13 protein-coding genes are annotated in these 19,042 nt (G+C 59.9%); 5 read left to right on the top strand and 8 right to left on the bottom strand.

Annotated features, from left to right (window positions below; genetic code table 11):
• Positions 1–157: 157 nt before the first annotated feature.
• Complete coding sequence (locus Enr13x_RS16800; RefSeq protein WP_145387951.1) at positions 158–1,081, top strand: sugar phosphate isomerase/epimerase family protein; 924 nt, start codon at positions 158–160, stop codon at positions 1,079–1,081.
• A 91-nt stretch (positions 1,082–1,172) separates the two neighbouring features.
• Here the strand turns inward: Enr13x_RS16800 and Enr13x_RS16795 are convergent, their stop codons facing one another.
• Entirely contained in the window at positions 1,173–2,015 is an 843-nt protein-coding gene (locus tag Enr13x_RS16795; RefSeq protein WP_145387949.1) for an alpha/beta hydrolase, read from the bottom strand.
• A gap of 483 nt (positions 2,016–2,498) precedes the next feature.
• Between Enr13x_RS16795 and Enr13x_RS16790 the strand changes: the two genes are divergently transcribed.
• Together Enr13x_RS16790 and Enr13x_RS16785 are read left to right on the top strand one after the other, a co-directional pair.
• Positions 2,499–3,392 (top strand): phosphatidylserine decarboxylase, encoded by an 894-nt coding sequence (locus tag Enr13x_RS16790; RefSeq protein ID WP_145387947.1) that lies wholly within the window; start codon positions 2,499–2,501, stop codon positions 3,390–3,392.
• A 172-nt stretch (positions 3,393–3,564) separates the two neighbouring features.
• Positions 3,565–4,749, top strand: a complete 1,185-nt coding sequence (locus Enr13x_RS16785; protein WP_145387945.1) for a serine hydrolase domain-containing protein — start codon at positions 3,565–3,567, stop codon at positions 4,747–4,749.
• 129 nt (positions 4,750–4,878) lie between these two features.
• Here the strand turns inward: Enr13x_RS16785 and Enr13x_RS16780 are convergent, their stop codons facing one another.
• From Enr13x_RS16780 to Enr13x_RS16765, 4 genes are all read right to left on the bottom strand, one after another.
• Positions 4,879–5,415, bottom strand: coding sequence for a hypothetical protein (locus Enr13x_RS16780; protein WP_197456183.1), 537 nt, complete (start codon positions 5,413–5,415; stop codon positions 4,879–4,881).
• Positions 5,416–6,184: 769 nt separating this feature from the next.
• Positions 6,185–7,327 (bottom strand): BON domain-containing protein, encoded by a 1,143-nt coding sequence (locus tag Enr13x_RS16775; protein ID WP_145387944.1) that lies wholly within the window; start codon positions 7,325–7,327, stop codon positions 6,185–6,187.
• A gap of 215 nt (positions 7,328–7,542) precedes the next feature.
• Positions 7,543–8,358 carry a tryptophan synthase subunit alpha gene (gene trpA, locus Enr13x_RS16770; protein ID WP_145387942.1) on the bottom strand — a complete coding sequence of 272 codons (816 nt, stop codon included), beginning with the start codon at positions 8,356–8,358 and terminating at the stop codon, positions 7,543–7,545.
• Positions 8,359–8,438: 80 nt separating this feature from the next.
• The gene (locus Enr13x_RS16765) at positions 8,439–9,734 is read right to left on the bottom strand and encodes a hypothetical protein (RefSeq protein WP_145387940.1); all 1,296 of its coding nucleotides are present in this window, start codon (positions 9,732–9,734) and stop codon (positions 8,439–8,441) included.
• A 350-nt stretch (positions 9,735–10,084) separates the two neighbouring features.
• Between Enr13x_RS16765 and gpmI the strand changes: the two genes are divergently transcribed.
• Together gpmI and Enr13x_RS16755 are read left to right on the top strand one after the other, a co-directional pair.
• On the top strand, positions 10,085–11,695 hold the full coding sequence (gene gpmI, locus Enr13x_RS16760; protein WP_231744343.1) for a 2,3-bisphosphoglycerate-independent phosphoglycerate mutase: 1,611 nt from the start codon (positions 10,085–10,087) through the stop codon (positions 11,693–11,695).
• Between the two features lie 128 nt (positions 11,696–11,823).
• Complete coding sequence (locus tag Enr13x_RS16755; RefSeq protein WP_145387936.1) at positions 11,824–14,055, top strand: NADP-dependent isocitrate dehydrogenase; 2,232 nt, start codon at positions 11,824–11,826, stop codon at positions 14,053–14,055.
• A 91-nt stretch (positions 14,056–14,146) separates the two neighbouring features.
• On the opposite strand, the gene Enr13x_RS16750 is transcribed toward Enr13x_RS16755, so the two are convergent.
• From Enr13x_RS16750 to Enr13x_RS16740, 3 genes are all read right to left on the bottom strand, one after another.
• On the bottom strand, positions 14,147–15,850 hold the full coding sequence (locus Enr13x_RS16750) for an EF-hand domain-containing protein (RefSeq protein ID WP_197456083.1): 1,704 nt from the start codon (positions 15,848–15,850) through the stop codon (positions 14,147–14,149).
• Positions 15,851–15,987: 137 nt separating this feature from the next.
• Positions 15,988–17,301 (bottom strand): DUF1501 domain-containing protein, encoded by a 1,314-nt coding sequence (locus Enr13x_RS16745; RefSeq protein WP_231744342.1) that lies wholly within the window; start codon positions 17,299–17,301, stop codon positions 15,988–15,990.
• Positions 17,302–17,389: 88 nt separating this feature from the next.
• Positions 17,390–18,949: a DUF1549 and DUF1553 domain-containing protein gene (locus Enr13x_RS16740; protein WP_145387932.1), complete on the bottom strand. Its 1,560-nt coding sequence runs from the start codon at positions 18,947–18,949 to the stop codon at positions 17,390–17,392.
• Positions 18,950–19,042: the final 93 nt, after the last annotated feature.

Below are 19,042 nucleotides of genomic sequence, written 5' to 3'. Positions count from 1 at the left end.
CACCGTGGGGTAAGCATCTTGCTTGCCTTCCCCGGAAGCGTCAGCTTCCGCGTCACTGTGGAGCCGCAAGCTGGAAGCTTACGCCACATGGGCCCAGATTGGTGTAGAATTGCCGGGCCGTTTTGAGTTCTCCCTCCTTTGTTCTTTCCATGTGACCATGACCAACCGCCGTCAATTCCTCCAATTTGCGTCTGCCTCCGCCGCTTCACTCTCCATGGCTCCGCTGTTCGCGGCCGATGCGGGCGAAGCTCCGTTCAAGATTTCGCTGGCCGAGTGGTCGTTGCACCGCACGCTTCGCGACGCCAGCAAAGGGCTGACGAACCTGGATTTCCCCCGCGTTACCAAGGAAGAGTTCGGCATCGATGCGGTTGAATACGTCAACCAATTCTTTAAAGACAAAGCCAACGACCAAAAGTACCTCGGCGAGTTGAAGACCCGTTGCGACGACTTGGGCGTCAAGAGTTTGTTGATCATGTGCGACGGCGAAGGAAACTTGGGTGACCCCGACGATGCCAAACGCACCAAGGCCGTCGAAAATCATTATCGTTGGGTCGACGCCGCCAAGTTCTTGGGATGCCACTCCATCCGCGTCAACGCCAGCAGCTCGGGTAGTTACGAAGAACAGATGAAACTGGCCGCCGACGGGCTGCGGCGTCTAAGCGAGTACGCCAAGCCGCAGGGATTGAACGTGATCGTCGAAAACCACGGCGGCCTCAGCAGCAACGGCGCCTGGCTGGCCGGGACGATCGCCAAGACCGAAATGGACAACTGTGGCACGCTCCCCGATTTCGGCAACTTCTACCTGTCGCGTGGGAAAGAGCCCAAGATGTACGATCGCTACAAAGGCGTCGAGGAATTGATGCCGTTCGCCAAAGCGGTCAGTGCAAAATCGCATGACTTCGACGAAGACGGCAACGAAGTTCACACCGACTATTTCAAGATGATGGAAATTGTGCTGCGGCACGGCTACCACGGCTACGTCGGCATCGAATACGAAGGCGGCAAGGTCTCCGAGTACGAAGGCATCAAGTTGACCAAGGCGCTGCTGGAACGCGTCGCGGCGAAATTGGCCAAAGCGTAGTCGCGATTCGGGTGAGCGAAAAAAGGCAGAACGATACGGGGCAGAATCATTTTAATGCCCGTATCATTCTGCCTCTCCTCCGTACGGCGACCTATTCCCCTTGGAGAAACCCGAGCGACGTTAGAAACCGGATCGATTTTGCCAAGGTGTCTTTGTAGGCGTCACCCTTGTTGAAGAAACCGTGGGCGGCATCTTGGTAGAGGTGCAATTCGTTTCGCACACCCAGCGTGTCGAGTTGGGCTTTAAACGCCTGGCCGGTTGCGACGGGAATCAGTTTGTCCTTCGTTCCCAGATAAACGATGGTCGGCGGAGTGTCTTTGCTGAGGTTGTGCAGCGGTGAGATGTCTTTCCAGTACTCTTGGACGCGGTCGTAGCCGTACCCGTCGGGGCCGTTGTCGTAGACGGGATTGAACAGGACCAGTGCGTCGGGACGGCAGCTGATCGAGGTGTCATCGGCCGGATCATCAAAGGCGGTCACCGTTGCGGTCGCCGCGGCCACATGCCCGCCGGCTGATCCGCCGCCGGCGGCGATTCGATTTGGATCGATTCCGTAGCGAGGCGCGTTCTGGCGGGCCCATCGCATTGCAGACTTGCCGTCGGCGACACAGGTCTTTGGTGGCGTCCCATGCGTCTTCTTGACGCGATATTCGGCGCACATCGCGACCATGCCCCGATCCGCCAAGGCACGGCTTTGGCCGTAAAACTGGCTCGGAGTTCCGCCGTTCCATCCGCCGCCGAAAAAGAAAACGATCGCGGCACGCGGTTCGGCCGAATCCGACGGGGCGGGTTTAAAAACGTGCATCGACAATTGCACGTCGCCGACGGTTTTGTAGACGACCTTTTCATCGGGTTCGGGTTTCGCATCGGCGGCAAATGCGAGCGGCGAAGTCAGCAGCGCCAAACTGCAGACGGTGATCCAGGGGCGAAGGTTCATGATCAGGCAACGAATGGGGAAGGAAAGGTGGCGGGAAAGCATCCGATTGTATCCGAGAGACGCCACATCATACACCGAATCGCACACGCTCTCGCCAAAGTCGACGCGGCATGTCACTCTATGTCTGCCGGCACGCGGCGTAGGCCCAATGCCACCTGTCTTTGACACGGAAGGGGGCAGCGGAACAGCGCGAGCAGGCTGTCGATTGAGTCGGGATCTGCTGAGTCAATGGTGAGCCGCTGGCCGTAAGGCCTCGGGCAGCGTCGCAGTGCCCGGCCGCTTACGCACCCGCGGCTCACAAAAACGACAGCCCGCGAGCCGTCCGGTTTCGGCTTGAAAACAACCCGAAGGACCGGAGGGCTCGCGCCCTGCCGCTAACAAAACGTCTGACCGTTCGGCGTCATTCGCAAAACCGTCCCACGCCGGTCGCTCACGCGTCCCGCTCGTCTGTTCATCTTCCTGTTGGTGTGCAAGAATCCACGAATGGATGAAATCGTCTATCACGACCGTTACCGCAATGAATTGTGCGTCGAAAAAGTCTACGGCGACAAGGCGCTTCGTTGGACGTACGGGACGTGGGGCGGAAAACTGGCCTTGGCCGCGATGGTGAAACGGGCTTGGTTTTCCCGCTGGTATGGTTGGCGGATGGACCAACCGAAAACCCGCGAGAAAATCCGACCCTTCATCGCGGAGTATGGGCTTGATGCGAGTGAGTTTGCTCGCCGGCCGGACGAATTTGCCAACTTCAACGAGTTCTTTTTTCGCAAGTTGAACCCGTCCGCCAGGCCGATCGATCCGGATCCCTCCACGATCGTCTTTCCCGCCGACGGACGCCACCTCTGCGTGCCCGATCTGTCACGTTGCGAGGGACTGTTTGTCAAGGGACAGATGTTTGACCTGGCGACGTTGCTGGATGATCCGGAGTTGACGCGGCGGTACGCCGAGGGAAGCCTGCTGCTCTCTCGGCTCTGCCCGGTCGACTATCATCGGTTTCACTTTCCCGCCGCGGGGCGACCGGGGCCGGCGCGTTTGATCAACGGACCGCTGTACTCGGTCAACCCGATCGCGCTGCGTCAAAACATTCAGATTCTGGCGACCAACAAACGTGTGATCACGAGTCTGGAAACCGAAACGATTGGCAAGGTCCTGTTGTTGGAAATCGGTGCCACCTGCGTCGGCGGGATTCGCCAGACCTATCGCCAGGGCGACACGGTTTCCAAAGGGGACGAGAAGGGGTACTTCCGTTTCGGCGGCTCATCGACGATCGTCATTTTCGAACCCGGGCGTGTCGAGTTCGATGACGACTTGCAGCAGCACTCCGCCGATCAGCGTGAGTTGTACGCCCGGATGGGCGATTCGATGGGCAGGATCATTTAGTGCTTTGTCATGAAATAAAAGTGGGGTAAGCTTCTAGCTTGCCGTCGCGTTTCACTTGTGAAACGCAAGCTGGAAGCTCACGCCACATTCTTGCTGATCCTAAAACTTTGGCGTTGGCAATGCACTGGTGCCCCCGTCTGAGTGTTCTTCTCCACCTGCCAAGAGTCTTTCCATGATTCGCACGCTGTCGTCCTGTTGTCTTGCCCTGATTCTGAGTGTTGCATCCACGGCGTTTGGCCAGGAAGCAACGGCACCGAAAAAAGTGGCACCCACGCCGCCGCCCGTGATCGACCCGATCAATGCGGCGATGCAAACCTTTGTCGAGCAAGGGAAAATTTCCGGCGCGGTGACCTTGGTCGGCCACCGTGGCAAGATCGTGCATTTGGGCGCGGTCGGATTGGCCGACATCGAAGCACAAAAGGAGATGCGAACCTTCACGATGTTTTCGATCGCTTCGATGACCAAGCCGATCGTCGCGACCGCAGTGATGATCTTGCAGGATGAAGGCAAGCTCAGTGTGGACGACAAGGTCAGCCAGTACATCCCGGCCTACAAGGATTTGAAGCTGAAAGACGGGACAACGCCCAGTCGTGAGATCACGATCCGTGACGCCATCACGCACACTTCGGGTTTGGCCGGCGATCAACTGTTTGATGGATCGCTGGAAGAAGCGGTCGATCAACTGGCCGAGCGACCGCTCGCGTTTGAGCCCGGCACCAAGTGGAAATACAGTCCGGGCTTGAACGTCGCCGGCCGGATCGTCGAAATCGTCTCGGGACAACCGCTTCAAACGTTCCTTCAAGAGCGGATCTTTACCCCCGCCAAGATGACATCCACCACGTTCTTTCCCGACCCAAAACAACAGCGTCGGATCGCAACATTGTATGGCCCGGGTGACGAGGGGCAGTCGCTGGTGGCGGTTGCCAATCGCATTTCGACTCCCGGCGACGTGAAAGCACCCAATCCGTCGGGCGGCCTCTTTGCCACCGCTCGTGACATGTTTCGGTTCTATCAAATGGTTTTGAACCAAGGCAAGTTGCGCAAGCAGCGGGTCGTGTCCGAAGAGGCGGTGGAACAGATGACGTCACCGCAGACCGGTGATTTGGAAACCGGGTTCACGCCCGGCAACTGTTGGGGATTGGGCTGGTGCATCATCCGCGAACCGCAGGGCGTGACCGAGACGTTGTCTCCGGGAACCTTCGGGCACGGCGGGGCGTTCGGAACACAAGGCTGGGTCGATCCGAAAACGCAGACGATCTACGTGTTGATGATCCAGCGGACCAAGATGGGCAACAGCGATGGGTCGGACGTTCGCGAGACGTTCCAGCAAGTTGCCGGCGAGGCGCTGGGGCTGTAATCCCGGGATGCCCCCTGCGTTGGGCGGGCGCATCGAATTACCCGCAACCCACGGCGCAAAAAAAGTCGGCCCTGCGTGGATCACGCAAAGCCGACTTTTGAGTGTAAAGCGGAACGCTTGTTAAAGCGGCTAGAGCGCCGGAGTGGTGTAGGGTTCGACGTCGCCAACCATGTGGAAGTGGTTGTGGTCGATGTAGACGACTTCGACGGCTTCGCGATCGTGCAAGGTGTGTGGCACGGGGTAGCCGATCGTGGTCTTCTCTTCGAAGTAGATCGTGCACTTGTAGTGGGCGTGGTGCAGTTGGGCGGGGCCGATCAGCGGATAGAATCGCGGCGGATCGATGTAATCGGCGATCTTCTCTTTGATGATCCGCACGTCGTTGCGTTGCTTTTCATACAGCAACGGAATGCCGCCTTGGACGGGACGGGCACTTTCCAGTGCGTGCATCACTTCGTCGTCACTGGGGGGGTCGAGCGCGACCGGGGCACCACCGGAGGTGGTCGGGCCGAGGATCGGCACCTTGTCGTAACGCTCGTTCTTCCAAAATTCCTCTTCCGCCTTATGTTGATAATAAGGACTCACCGGGATCGGGAATCCCAAGAAGCCGAGGTTGTAGTTCGTGCCGACGCCCCAGCAACCCGTCGTTCCAACGGCGACGCAGGCCATCGTAAACAGGGTGACTTTGCGTGCGAGAGACGAAAGGGCACTGGCACCTTCCGTGGCCGATTCCAGACGGTCTGCCTGGGCGGCGTGGTTTGTTTGACTGTTCGTCGTGTTGGTCATCCGAGCAACCTTCCCTGGTGTTCGATAACAAGACCGCGCGTCGGAGCGCGATTGGGTTCCGCTTGTACAGACAGTTATCGTGTCAACTTATACGGATCTTGCGGGTAATTCAGGAGTTTTAGCGATTCGCAGGGCCGGGTCTGTTTCACGACCGCGGATGTTCCACGAGGGGCCTGCTGGAAACCGGAGTGCGTTGGTGTCGTTGCTGGAGCTCTGAGAGTACTTTGGTTCGAGAGGTGTTAGCGGAACGTCGCGAGCGGGCTGTCGTTTTTGTCGGGATCTGCTGAGTCAATGGTGAGCCGCTGGCCGTAAGGCCTCGGGCAGCGTCGCAGTGCCCGGCCGCTGACGCTGCCCGAGGCTCACGACATCGACAGCCCGCGAGCCGTCCGGTCGCGTTTCAAAAACATCATGAACGACCGGAGGGCTCGCGCCGTGCCGCTAAGACGAGGTGAGAGGTGAGTTTGCGCCAGCGTGCGGGCCGTCGTGCAGTTCGCTTGCACGACCACCGATCACGGCGTCGCCCGCTGGGGGACGGAGCGTGGTGCACAGGGAGCCGCGAAACCATAAAAAAAGCCGCGAGGGACGATTGAGTCCCTCGCGGCAGCGATTTCCAGAACTGTGGCTGGAGTCACCTTCGTCTACCGAGTCCGCGTTAGCGGTCGGTAAAGTCCAGGAACCACCATCCGTCATCCCATTCCAGTGAGACCTTACGCCATCCCATCGGGACTTGCGGGTAAGGATAGAAGGGACCGATGTAAGGCCACGCCGAAGGGCTGTACTGCTGAGGGTAAGTCAGGGCAGCATAGTTCGGGTAGGATGCGTAACCTGGCCAAGCGTAGTTGGGCAGGTTGGGAGCGTCGTAGCGAGGGGCTCCCATGCCGGCACCATGATTCATCGCAACGGGAGTGCCTTGCATCGGCATTCCCATGGCGGGGGAACCCATCACCGGCGTCGCAGCTTGGGCGACCGGAACGGGCTGATTCATGTGGTACGGCGAAGCCATCGCGGGCACTTGGTCCACGTTGACCGGCGCCATCCGATTGCTTGCCAGTTGAGCTGGCACGCCGGCGGGTCGGCTGAGTGTCGGTGCGGGCTGACCGATCACGGTGATCGCTTGATCGATCCCTTGAACACCGGGTGCGGATTCAGCGATGCTGATGATCCGCTGGCGTTGCTCGGGCGATCCGGCGCGGCCTTCGATCGAGACGATTCCATCGAGGCATTTGACATCGACGCCAAATCCCTTCAGTCGTCCGTCTTTTTGGGCGGCACCGAGAGCCTGCACGACGCCGGCAACGACTTGTTGGTCGCTCATTCCGGCGGGTGCTGCCAGTTCGACCGCGGCGGTGGTTTGAATCTGGCCGGGGGCGATTTCCAAAGCCGCAACGCTTTGGGGGGCCTCCGCAATTCCTTCACTGGGCTGAAACAGGTCGGCCGACAGCATGTTGCGGAGTGACTGATCGCTTTCCGCGACCGCCGGTTCCACCGCTTGCGGTTCGGCTGGTTTCGCAGCTTTGACGGCGACTTCGTCGACGACCTTTGCGATCCCTTCAACGCCTTCGGCGGCTGACAGGACGAGCTGCTTTTGTTCACTTTCGCTAACACTGCCGCGGAACAGGACGACGCCCTGGTCCACTTTCATGTCAAGCGTAAAGTCTTTGAGGACACCCGAGTCACGGCTGCCCTTCAAACGGGTCATAATTTCTTCGGCAATCTCTCTGTCGCCGCCAAAGGCCGAAGCGGGGCCCAACGCGGTGATCGCAGCGATCGCCAATCCTAGATACTTTCGTCGCATGGGAAATGCCTCCTACAGTTCCAAATCGCTCCGGCCGGTGACGTTGCAAGAGCCGCCCGCGACGTTCGCGGGACTCTCTATCACGGGTGGCACAACGCCTACGGAAAATCCGTGTGGGACCGGTGTTGCTGTAGATTTCGGCGGTTCCACCTGCTAACAGGTAGGTTTTTTCGGATTTTGCCGTCGAATCAAGCGTGCGAAGCCGCAAAGATTGCCTAGCTTGCCGCAGAGGTCACCGAATCAATCGCTGATCGCAGCTGGGCAACAAATTTGGCCACCGCATCGCGTGCCTGGGCGGCATCGGCGTGCTCGGCGATCCGTCGCACAATCGCCGAACCGACGATCAGCCCGTCGGCGACCGGAGCCAGCTTGGCGGCGATTTCCGTCCCGCTGATCCCAAATCCGATGCAAATCGGCAGTTCCGTCTGGCCCCGCAACCAGCTCACGCTCTCCAGCAAATCCGCCGGAAGCTCGTTCCGCTCTCCCGTGATGCCGGTCACGGACACGTAATACAGAAAGCCCGACGACGAGTTCGCGATTTGAATCTGACGTTGCCGAGGCGTCGTCGGCGTGACCAATTGGATCAAACTGAAATCTTCGTCGCGACAGATCTGCGACAGCTGGCCGGCTTCTTCGACCAACAGATCCGGCACGATCGCGCCGGCATACCCCGCCGCCTTGGCACGTCGGACGTATTCCCGCAGGCCCACACGATAAATGATCGCGTAGCTGACCATCGTCACCAGCGGCATGCCCAGCCCGGCGGCTTTGTCGCTGCCCAATTGAAACGCGTCTTGCAACCGAAATCCGTGATCGAGCGCCCGTTGATAGGAGGCTTGGATCACCGGGCCGTCGGCAATCGGATCACTGTACGGAATCCCGATTTCACATAAATCTGCACCCGCGGCGGTCAGGCCGTCCAGAATGGCCCCGGTCGCCTCGATGCTCGGATCGCCCGCCGTGATAAACGGCATCAATGCCTTTCGCTGTTCGGATTTCAAACGGGTAAAGAGGTCGTCGATGGCGGACATTTCGTGGCGTCAACCGTATTTGATGGGAAAGAGGGACGGCAGCAGGGAGTGGAAAGGGTACTCAAAACAACGGGCGCGGTTTAGACCCCCGAGCCAAACCGACCGGCCGCCCCTTCGGATTCGATCGCCGCGGCCAACATCAACATCTGCAGCAACTGTCCCAGCGAATGCGTGTCGATCACCGGCAGCGTGATCGTGTTCTGACGAATGCCCCTGTCGGTCAGTTGTTGAGAAACGGTCGCGGCCGTCTCCGCTTGCCGTTCAGCGACCGATTCCCGGGCCTGGTCCCCTTGCGGTTCCCGGTTCGGCGTGACGGGGAGCGGGTCGGTGCGAATCGCATCGACCTGGACGTGATTGCAAACCAGTTCTTCGCAACGGGGGGAGCCGGAATCGAGTCGCGCGGCGAACTCCTCGCGGTCGGAATCGGCTGCCAAGTCAAGTCGGCAATGATCCGATGTCAGTGATTCCAGCCAGCGATCCAAACCGCACAGACGACGCGGCCACCAGGCAAACAAACGCTGCCGGCCCCGGCACATCGCCGCATACCGCAGCACGATGTTCTGCTCAAACGGTTCGTTGCGAAAGTTTTCGTTCATCGCCGCCGCGCCGACCAACAACTGAATGCAATCCAGCCCCAGGAAGGCCGACGAGAGCAGCCCGATCGGTGTCAGCACGCTGTATCGATCGTCGATGGCATCCGGAACACGCAAGGATTGATCCAAACCGAGTGCCGCGAGCGGCTCGGGAATCGCCGCGCCGGTCGAGCCGATCGCCGTGATCAGTCGCCCGCCAAAGTCCGCGTCGGCTGCCGTCGTCGAGCGCAGCGTTTCGACCAGATGATCCAGGACGAGGGGAGGTCGGTCGGCCGGCGTCGCCCGATCGGCTGCGATGATCGCCCACAGCGCGTCGGCCGCGCCGTCGCCGTAACCGCCCGCCGTCAGCCGTCCCAGCAAGGACTGGATCTGATCGTTGTCCATCGAGTCGTCGGCGAAGTAGATTCTCGGTTTGCTGCCCCGAGCGGCTCGACTCAGTTCGTTGTGGTACGGATCGCAACATGCCGTTGCAATCGCTTGGGCACCCACGCAACCCGCTCCCGATCCGGTCATCACCACCGCATCGATGAAATCGTGAAGTCCGTTGGCGATTCGAAAGATGTGTCCCAGCTCACTGATCTCGCGATGCTTTTCGTAAGCCAGCAACTGTTGTTCCGGCAACGCAAAGAATGACAGATCCGTCGGCAGTCGTGGGCATCGGTTGGCGTCCATGTCAAAATCGACGGCATCACCAAGAACGAATTGATCGCGAACCGTTTCAAGCGATTCGGAAAATCCGGGCGCGAAGGTTTTCTCGGAGCATTCCAGACGAATCAGCGGCATCAAGGGGCCTTGCAGGTAAATCGCGGGTCGGTTCGTTCCCGCGTCGATCGATTGACAGCGGTCCGGTGGGTACGTGTGTGTGCCGCGGAAAAGGGGGCAGGTACCAAAAACCAAATGGCCCGCAGGGTGCTTCGCATTTTTGGTACCTGACCCCTTTTCCGCTTGAGCGCTGACAAAGCACCAGGGGTTGGAATCTTGGCCACAATCGACGGTGGAGGGAACCCGTTTCCCTGGCCCACTTTGGAGGACGCCCTGTCTGGGCTAACATTCTCCTTATTCGCTGCCGGGAATCGCCGGCAGGTTGGCAACCCAGCCCCCCTTTCGATCCACGCCCTATCGATCTCAGAATCATGACCGAAGTCCGCCGAAAACCTGTCGTTTTGATTGTTCGTGATGGATGGGGCGAAAACCCATACCCCCGGTGGGACGAGGCCAACGCCGTCGTCCAGGCCAAAATTCCTGTCTCCGACGCGTTGATGGAAAACTACCCCAACGTGTTGATCAAGACCTCCGGCGAAGACGTCGGGCTGCCGGCCGGCGTGATGGGCAACAGCGAAGTCGGCCACCAGAATATTGGTGCCGGACGGATCGTGGACCAAGAAGTGATGCGAATCACGCGTTCGATCCGCGAAGGTGAGTTTTTCAAGAACCAAGTCTTGCTGGGAACGCTCGATCACATCCGCAAGACCGGCGGCAAACTGCACATCCTGGGGTTGATGTCTGACGGCCGTGTCCACAGCGACCTGGATCACGCACTGGCCGTCGTCGATTTGTACAAAGACAGCGGGCTGCCGGCGGATCGGTTGGTCGTGCATGCGATCACCGACGGCCGCGACACCTCGCCCAACGGCGGCTTGGGCTACGTGCAAAAAGTCCAAGACAAACTCGACGCCGCCGGCGTGGGCCGAGTCGGAACCGTCGTGGGACGCTTCTATGCGATGGACCGCGACCTGCGTTGGGATCGCGTCCAACAAGCTTACGATGCCTTGACCAAGGGGGCTCAACGCACCGCCGCGTCGGCCAGCGAGGCGATTCAGGCCTACTATGACAACCCGACCGAGTCGAGTCGCAGCGGCGATGAATTCATCGAAGCGACGTCGATCGTGCCCGAGGGCGGGTCGGCCGCGACCATCGGTGACGGAGACGCGGTGGTGTTCATCAACTATCGCGGCGACCGAACCCGTGAAATCACCAAGGCCTTTGTGTTCGACGACCAACAATGGGCGGACATCCCCGGCGGCGGTTTTGATCGCGGTGCCAAGATCAACGATCTGTACTACGCCACCATGACGGGATACGAAACCGGACTGCCCGTCGAAGTGATTTTCGAAAAGCCGGCCAAGATGCCCAACATCCTCGGCCAATACGTCAGCGAGAAAGGGCTGAATCAGTTCCGCTGTGCCGAGACGGAAAAGTACCCGCACGTCACGTTCTTCTTCAACGATTACCGCGACAATCCGTTCCCCGGCCAAAACCAGGAAATGGCCCAATCGCCGCGCGACGTTTCGACCTATGACCAGAAACCCGAGATGTCGGCGGCGGAGGTCACGCAGTTCGTGCTCGACGAAATCAACTCCGGCCGCAGCGAGCTGATCATCGTCAATTTTGCCAACGGTGACATGGTCGGCCACACCGGCGTCTTGGCCGCCGCGGTCAAAGCCGTGGAAACGGTCGACGCCTGTGTCGGAAAGATTGTCGATGCGACCCTGGGTGCGGGCGGATCGTTGGTGATCACCGCCGACCACGGCAACTGCGAACAGATGATCAACCCGGAAACCGGCGGACCGCATACCGCGCACACCACGTACGATGTTCCGCTGATCGTCGTCGAGCCCGGGTTGGAAGGGAAAACCTTGCGCGACGGCGGCCGGTTGGCCGACATCGCACCGACGATCCTGGCCTTGTTGGGGCTGGAAAAACCGGCCGAAATGACGGGCGAAAGCCTGATCGACCTGTCGTGATCTCGATTCGGAATCCGCAAGGGGCGGCGCGCCACCGGTGACAATTTCGCTCGCCCCTGCTAATTTTTCATCCGCTCCGCCACACGTTTTTTGCCCGCCGATCCGCCAACACCGCCCCTGAAACGACCATGAGTGATTCTGCATCGAGCATCGTTTACACCTTCACCGACGAAGCTCCCGCGCTTGCGACGCTTTCCTGGCTGCCGATCGTCCAAGCGTTCGCCGCAAAGGCTGGCGTGTCGGTCCAGACCAAAGACATTTCGTTGGCGGGCCGAATCCTGGCGAATTTTCCAGAGTCGCTCAGCCCGTCACAACAGCGTGAAGACGCGCTGACGTTGCTCGGCGAACTGGCCAAAACGCCGGAAGCGAACATCATCAAATTGCCCAATATCAGTGCCTCGATCCCGCAATTGACCGCGGCGATCGCGGAACTGCAGGCCGCCGGTTTTGACATCCCCGATTACCCCAGCGATCCCAAGACGGACGCCGAGCAGGAGATCCGTGCCCGCTACGCCAAGGTGCTCGGCAGTGCGGTCAATCCCGTGCTCCGCGAAGGCAACTCGGATCGCCGGGTGGCAACCGCCGTCAAAAACTACGCCAAAGCCCATCCGCATTCGATGGGCGAGTGGTCCGCCGACTCGCCGTCACACGTCGCCCACATGACCGAAGGCGATTTTTATGGCAGCGAAAAATCGGCGATCCTCGAAAACGCCGGTTCGCTGAAAATTGAATGGGTCGCCGGCGACGGAACACGCACCCCGCTGCGTCCGCCCTTGGCCGTGGAGGCCGGCGAAATGGTCGACGCATCCGTCATGAGCGTCACGAAACTGCGCGCCTTCTACGAAACCCAAATCGCCGACGCGCGAAAGTCAGGGATCCTGCTCTCGTTGCACCTGAAAGCAACGATGATGAAGGTCTCCGATCCGATCCTGTTCGGCCATGCCGTCAACGTCTACTTTGCCGACGTGTTCGAAAAGCACGCCGACACCTTCGCCGAACTGGCCGTCAATCCCAACAACGGCGTGGGAGGCTTGGAGGCCAAGTTGGCGGAGCTGCCCGCAACGAAAGCTGATGAGATCCGCAAAGACATCCAAGCGGCCTACGAAAATGGACCGTCGCTGGCCATGGTCGATTCCGACCGCGGCATCACGAACTTGCACGTGCCCAGCGATGTGATCATCGATGCGTCGATGCCGGCCGCGATTCGCAGCTCGGGGATGATGTGGGGGCCGGACGGGAAACTGCATCCCACCAAAGCATTGATCCCCGATCGCTGTTATGCCGGCGTCTATCAAACCGTGATCGAGTTCTGCAAAGAGCACGGTGCGTTTGATGTGACCAAGATGGGATCGGTCAGCAATGTCGGGCTGATGGCCAAGAAAGCCGAAGAGTATGGCTCTCACGATAAGACATTCGAAATCCCCGCGGACGGAACGGTCGTGGTGACCGACGACTCGGGGGCGGTGATTTTTGAGCACGCCGTCCAAGCCGGCGACATTTGGCGGATGTGCCAAACCAAAGACGTGGCGGTTCGAGATTGGGTCGGACTGGGCGTCCAGCGTGCCCGGTTGACCGGCTCCCCCGCCATCTTCTGGCTCGACGACCAACGCGGTCATGACGCCAACCTGATCAAAAAGGTCAATGAGTACCTGGCCGACCACGACACCGACGGGTTGGACATCCAGATCATGAACACCGTCGACGCGACGCGACACGCTTGTCAACGTGCTCGCGAGGGGCAGGACACCATCGCGGTGACGGGCAACGTGCTGCGGGATTATCTGACCGATTTGTTTCCGATCCTGGAACTCGGCACCAGTGCCAAGATGCTGTCGATCGTTCCGCTGTTGGCCGGCGGAGGCTTGTTCGAAACCGGAGCCGGTGGGTCGGCGCCCAAGCATGTCCAGCAATTTGTTTCCGAAGGTCACTTGCGATGGGATTCCCTGGGCGAGTTCCTGGCACTGGCGGTTTCGCTGGAAGACCTGGGCCGAAAAGCTGACAACGAAAAGATTGCCGTCTTGGCCGAAACGCTCGATGCCGCGACCGATCAATTTCTGGTCGAAGACAAGTCGCCCAAACGCAAGGTCGGAGAGCTGGATACCCGCGGCAGTCATTTCTACATGGCGCTGTACTGGGCCGAATCCCTGGCATCGCAATCGAAAGACGCCGAACTCGCCGCCGCCTTCGCTCCGCTGGCCAAGACGCTGCGTGAAAACGAAGCCAAGGTTGTCGACGAACTCGGTGCGGCACAGGGCAAGCCCGTCGACCTGGGAGGCTACTTCCAACCCGATTGCGAAAAAGCCACCGCCGCGATGCGCCCCAGCGCCACCCTCAACGATGCCATCGCAAGCGTGACCTAAGCATTTCAAAAGTGGGGTAAGCATCCTGCTTGCCTTCCGGGAAGCGTAGCTTCCCCTCGCAAGCTGGAAGCTTACGCCACTTAAGAACACCCTAATCCGCGATCACTTCGCCCGCCGACAAGAATCCATCGCCGTCTCGGTCCAACTCGCGGAACGAGTCGATCGGGCCCAGGAATTCGTTTTCCGACACATCGCCGTCTCGATTGGCATCCATGTGAATCGCCCAACTCGGCCGCTGGTCCGGCTGCAGAGAAGCACGGCGGCTGAATCCGAATCGCGCGTCGTCTTGATCCGGTTCGCCGCGGCAGAACTGGATCATCAGGGTGTCGGGGATGTCGTTGGCCGCGAGCGTCGCGTTCTCCGTGGCCAAGGCTTTCAAGCGCGCAGGCGCGGATTGAATTTCGCGACTGGAAAGGAATTGATCGTGGTCCCGATCCAACCACGCGAAGACACCGTCGGGATGTTCGGCCGCCCTGCCGCGCACTTGAAAGTTCCAGATTGATTGTTTTTGCCCGAGCGTCTGGTTGATCTCCTGAAAACTCAGTTTGCCGTCGCCGTTGGCGTCCAATGACTCCAGTGGAAACTGGTCTTTTGCGCCGTCTGGGATTTCATTTTCATCAATCCCGCCATTCTTATCGGCGTCAAGCTGAAGGAACACTTGGCGTGGAATGCGGTTTTGCGCTGTCGGCATGTCCGATGCAACGACACCGACGTGGATGGACTGCCCGGCGATCCAACACGAACCGGGGTGGTGTTCGATTCGGACGTTGGCGCGAACCGCTGTGTGGACCTGCGTTTGAACCGTTGATGCCGACGGGGCAGAGCTGTCGAATCGGACGGCGAGCGCCAGTGCCGGGTCGAGTGTCAGGATCGATTCTGCCTCCGACGCGGAGATCCATTCATCCTGATCGGCGTCAACGGATTTGACCGGGTTGGACGGAGAGAGGACGGGATTCTCTTTCAGCATGCCGCCCATGGTGTAAGACAGATTCGACCAATTGACGAATCCAGACAGATCCATCGCGACGTTGCCTTGGCGGTTGGATCGATTGCGCTGCCAGGCATCGCCTTCGTTTTCACGCAGTCGAGTCGATTCGGCAAAGTCGATGCATTGGTCGGAATTCAAATCGATCTGCCGCAGCAACGATTCGCCGGCCGATTCAATCTCGTCCGGATCGAGTTTGCGATTTCGGTTGCGGTCGATGGCTGCGAACAGCGGCGACGCAGACCGGTTGGACCATCGAAATGCGTCGGTCCCGAACAGACGAAATTCTTGCGGGACGCTGGAATCCCGAAACAGAAATCGCACCAACTCTTGTTCGTCGACCGATTTGTCTTTGTCGCGGTCATAGCGTTTGATGAGCGCCTGTTGTTGAGCGTCGACGCGTGAAGCGGTTTGCCCGAACGTGGCGGGGTCGCCGGCGATGTGTTCCAACAGCCGATCCCAGCGAATCGCTCCGCCATCGGCTGGCTCCAACGCCGCGCGGACGGACGCAAGTTTCTCGGCGAAGGCGTCACGCAGCGGTTGGTCGTCGACCCAGACGTCCAGGTCGACCAACAAGGGGCCTTTGGAGGTCGGCAGCCACAGACGATAGGCGGCGGCTGTGGGGGCCACCGATTCAGGCTCCACTGCATCGACCTCAGGGCTCTCGCGTACCGTTTCGACCGTGGACGTCGGATCCGCGGGGGAATCAAGCGGCGGATGGTGCTCCGTTTCCGACGGCGGCGGACTGGCGTCAGATTGCTCGACAATCGACGCGGCGTCGTCTTGCGCGGGGGCTTGCTCCATTTCCATCGTCGGGACCGTAGCAGGTGATGCAGACTTTTCCGTCACCGCGGGAGGGATTCCCGTTTTGGATGGCGACGATTTCACCCCGCGGTCACACCCGACCATCAGGAGAATGCTCGTGAGTGCGACCAGGCGTACGAGGATCACAGCAACACCTGTTCGACCGGGTTGCCTTCGGCGATCGCGATCGGTCGGCCGCCCTCGGCAATGTTTTCGCTGGTCGGGTCCACACCCAACGCCTTGCAGAGCGTCGCAAGGAGGTCTTGTTGATCGATCTTTCCGTCAACCACTTCCATGCCGTCAGTGCTGGTGGCGCCGAAAGCCTGTCCGCCCGCGACGCCTCCGCCTGCAAGCACGCAGCTGAACGCTTGGGGAAAATGGTCTCGTCCGCCGTTGGAATTGATCGCGGGCGTGCGTCCGAATTCGCCCGCCCAAAGGATCGTTGTTTTTTCCAGCAGCCCGCGGTCGGCCAGTTCCGTCATCAGGGTCGACCAACCGGCGTCCAATTGCTGACAGAGGCGTTGAACCTGTTCAAAGTTGTTCGCGTGCGTGTCCCAACCCAGGCCGTCGCCCAGCGTGACTTCGACCAGCGGGACACCGCGCTCAATCAGCCGTCTGGCCATCAAACATCCTTGCCCGAACGTGCCGCGTCCGTAGGCTTCACGCACCGTGTCGGATTCAGCCGAAAGATCAAAGGCGTCCTTGGCGTTGCTGCCCAACATGTCGATTGCCGATCGATACACGGTGTCTTGGGCAATGGTGTTGGGGGCGTTTCGGGTCTTCAAGTACGCCGCCTGCATCGATTCCCACAACGCCAATCGGCTTTCAAAGCGTTCCGGGCCGACGAATCCATGTGGCTGCAAATGATCGACGCGCAATTGGGCAAAATTGCCCGCCGCCGGTGGTCCTGAAACACTGACGGAGGTCGCTGCGAATTTTGGACCCAGGAAACCGGGGCTCAGCGAACCGCGGGCGAAGGGGCCCGGAGCGACCGTGACGTAGTGGGGCAGTTTGGAATCAGGGTTCCGTAGCGATTTGGAAAGCGAGCATCCGATCGCAGGGTAGCGGACGGGGCCGCCGGCGATGTGACCGGTCCGCATCACGGTGGTCCCGCGCTGGTGATCCCCTTCCTTGGTCGCCATGCCACGCAGGATCGCCAGTTGATCCGCCTGTCGGGCCAATTGGGGAAGGTGTTCACTGAACCGCAGCCCCGGTACGGCGGTCGCGATCTCTTTGATGCTGCCTCCGTTCTTGTGCGCCGGCTTCATGTCGAACGTATCGATCTGGCTGGGACCGCCGGACATCCAAAGCAGCACGCAGTGACGCTGATCGTTTTCCGACGCTTCGCCGGCGACCGCAGTGATCGATTGCAGCAGATCGCTCATCCCGAGCGACCCACCGATGGAAACGGCGGCGGCGATCGCTTGGCGGCGATTGAAGACGGGTGTTTGGAACATTTGATTTTCGATGATGGGTGTGCGGCACCATGTGGGATAGGCTTCCAGCCTGTCGGCTCAACAGTGACAGGCTGGAAGCCTATCCCACTCACGGACAAACAAAACATTCAGCGGTGTTGAGCAATATCCAAGTCAGATCACTCAGCCGTGCGGCGGAGGGTTGCTCGGCGGAGGCGTCGTTCAAATGGGCCAGAAACATCTCCAGTTCGGAGTCGCTGGGCGGTCGTGACAGGCAAGCCAGGAACAGGGTTTCGATCCGCTCGGTATCCGAAAAGAACGGCGCATCCATCGACGCGATCAGCCCGCTCTGTGCTTCGGCGGTCGCCGCCAGCATCTCCGGGCCGTTCATCATTCCCAGCACCTGAACCACGCCGTGCGGATAGTCACTCGGCGAAGCATCGGGGGCTTTCATGCGACGAAGGAATTCGTCACGAACAGCTTGTTCGACTTGCGGCGAATCCGCCGATGCGTTCAGCCGGCCCAACAACACGTTTTGATGAAGGCTGTCGAAGTACTGTGACGCTGAAAGCGTTTTGACGTTCATCGCGGCGAAAGAATCCGGCGGATGCCGTTGCCCGTCGACGATCGCGCTGGTCCGGTGGTAGGCCTGGGTGCTGGTCAGCATGCGATAAAGTTCACGTAAGTCAAAGCGTTGCTCCACCAGGTAGTCGGCCAGGTATTGCAACAACTCGGGATGGCTGGGCGGGTTGCTGGAATCCATGGCGTCCACCGGATCGACAAGGCCACGTCCGAACAGATGCGCCCAAACGCGGTTGGCCGCGGCGCGTGCGAAGTAAGGGTTGTTGCGCGACGCCAGCCAGATCGTCAGTTGGCGCCGTCGAAAGTCGGTCGGATCGGCTTCGGGTGGCGAAGTCACGCCCGGGTAACGTGGTGCCATGACGCGTTCAGATTCGGGGAACGTCACTTCCGCACCCGATCGGTCTTCGATCGCTTGGCCGCCACCGCGCAGATTCGAATCGCTCAATTGCAGCTGCGCGAAAAATGCAGCGAACGACCAAAAATCATCTTGCGTCCAGCTGGCAAAGGGGTGATCGTGGCACTGGGCGCACTCCAGTTGGACGCCCATGAACAACCGCGATGTGGCGGCGGCCAGTTTCACCGGTTCCAGGTTTCGCGACGTGTAAAAGATCGCCGGCCCCTGATCACTCTTTCCGCCGGCGGTCAAGAATCCGCCGACCAGATGATCATACGGCGTGTTGTTGAGGAATTGTTGTCTCAACCAGGCGTGCAGCGCCGCCGCATCGCCCTGGCGGTCGTCGGACGACTCAGCCGGAAGCAGAAACGCGTTCCAGCGATGGGCCATGTGGGTCGCAAAGCGAGAAGAACTCAGCAGCGATTCGATCAATTGTTTCCGTTTGTCGCCCGACGGGTCTGCCAGAAAACGTCGTAATTGCCAAACCGGTGGCGCGACGCCGGCAAGGTCCAACCAGGCACGTCGACAGAACTCCGCATCGCCGCTTCGCGGGCTGGGGCGGGTCGCCGTTTCTTGCCACGACGCGGACAGATACTGATCGACACGATCCGACGGCGACGCAAATCGATCCCCCGTCGTCTCTCCACATCGAGCCACGGCTCCGATGGAGACGAACAGGGGGAGAACGAAGAGAATGCAAACAATTCGCATCATGACGCCAATGGAGAAGAAGGCATTGCGATTGTGTTATACCAGTTGCCGCAACGCCACGCACAACAATTCAGATGCATGGCGATTCAAAGACAG

It is taken from the genome of Stieleria neptunia (genome assembly GCF_007754155.1).
In the GTDB taxonomy this organism is placed as follows: Bacteria; Planctomycetota; Planctomycetia; order Pirellulales; family Pirellulaceae; genus Stieleria; species Stieleria neptunia.
Note: the sequence above shows the minus strand (reverse complement) of the source record. Positions and strands in the feature narration are given on the sequence as shown.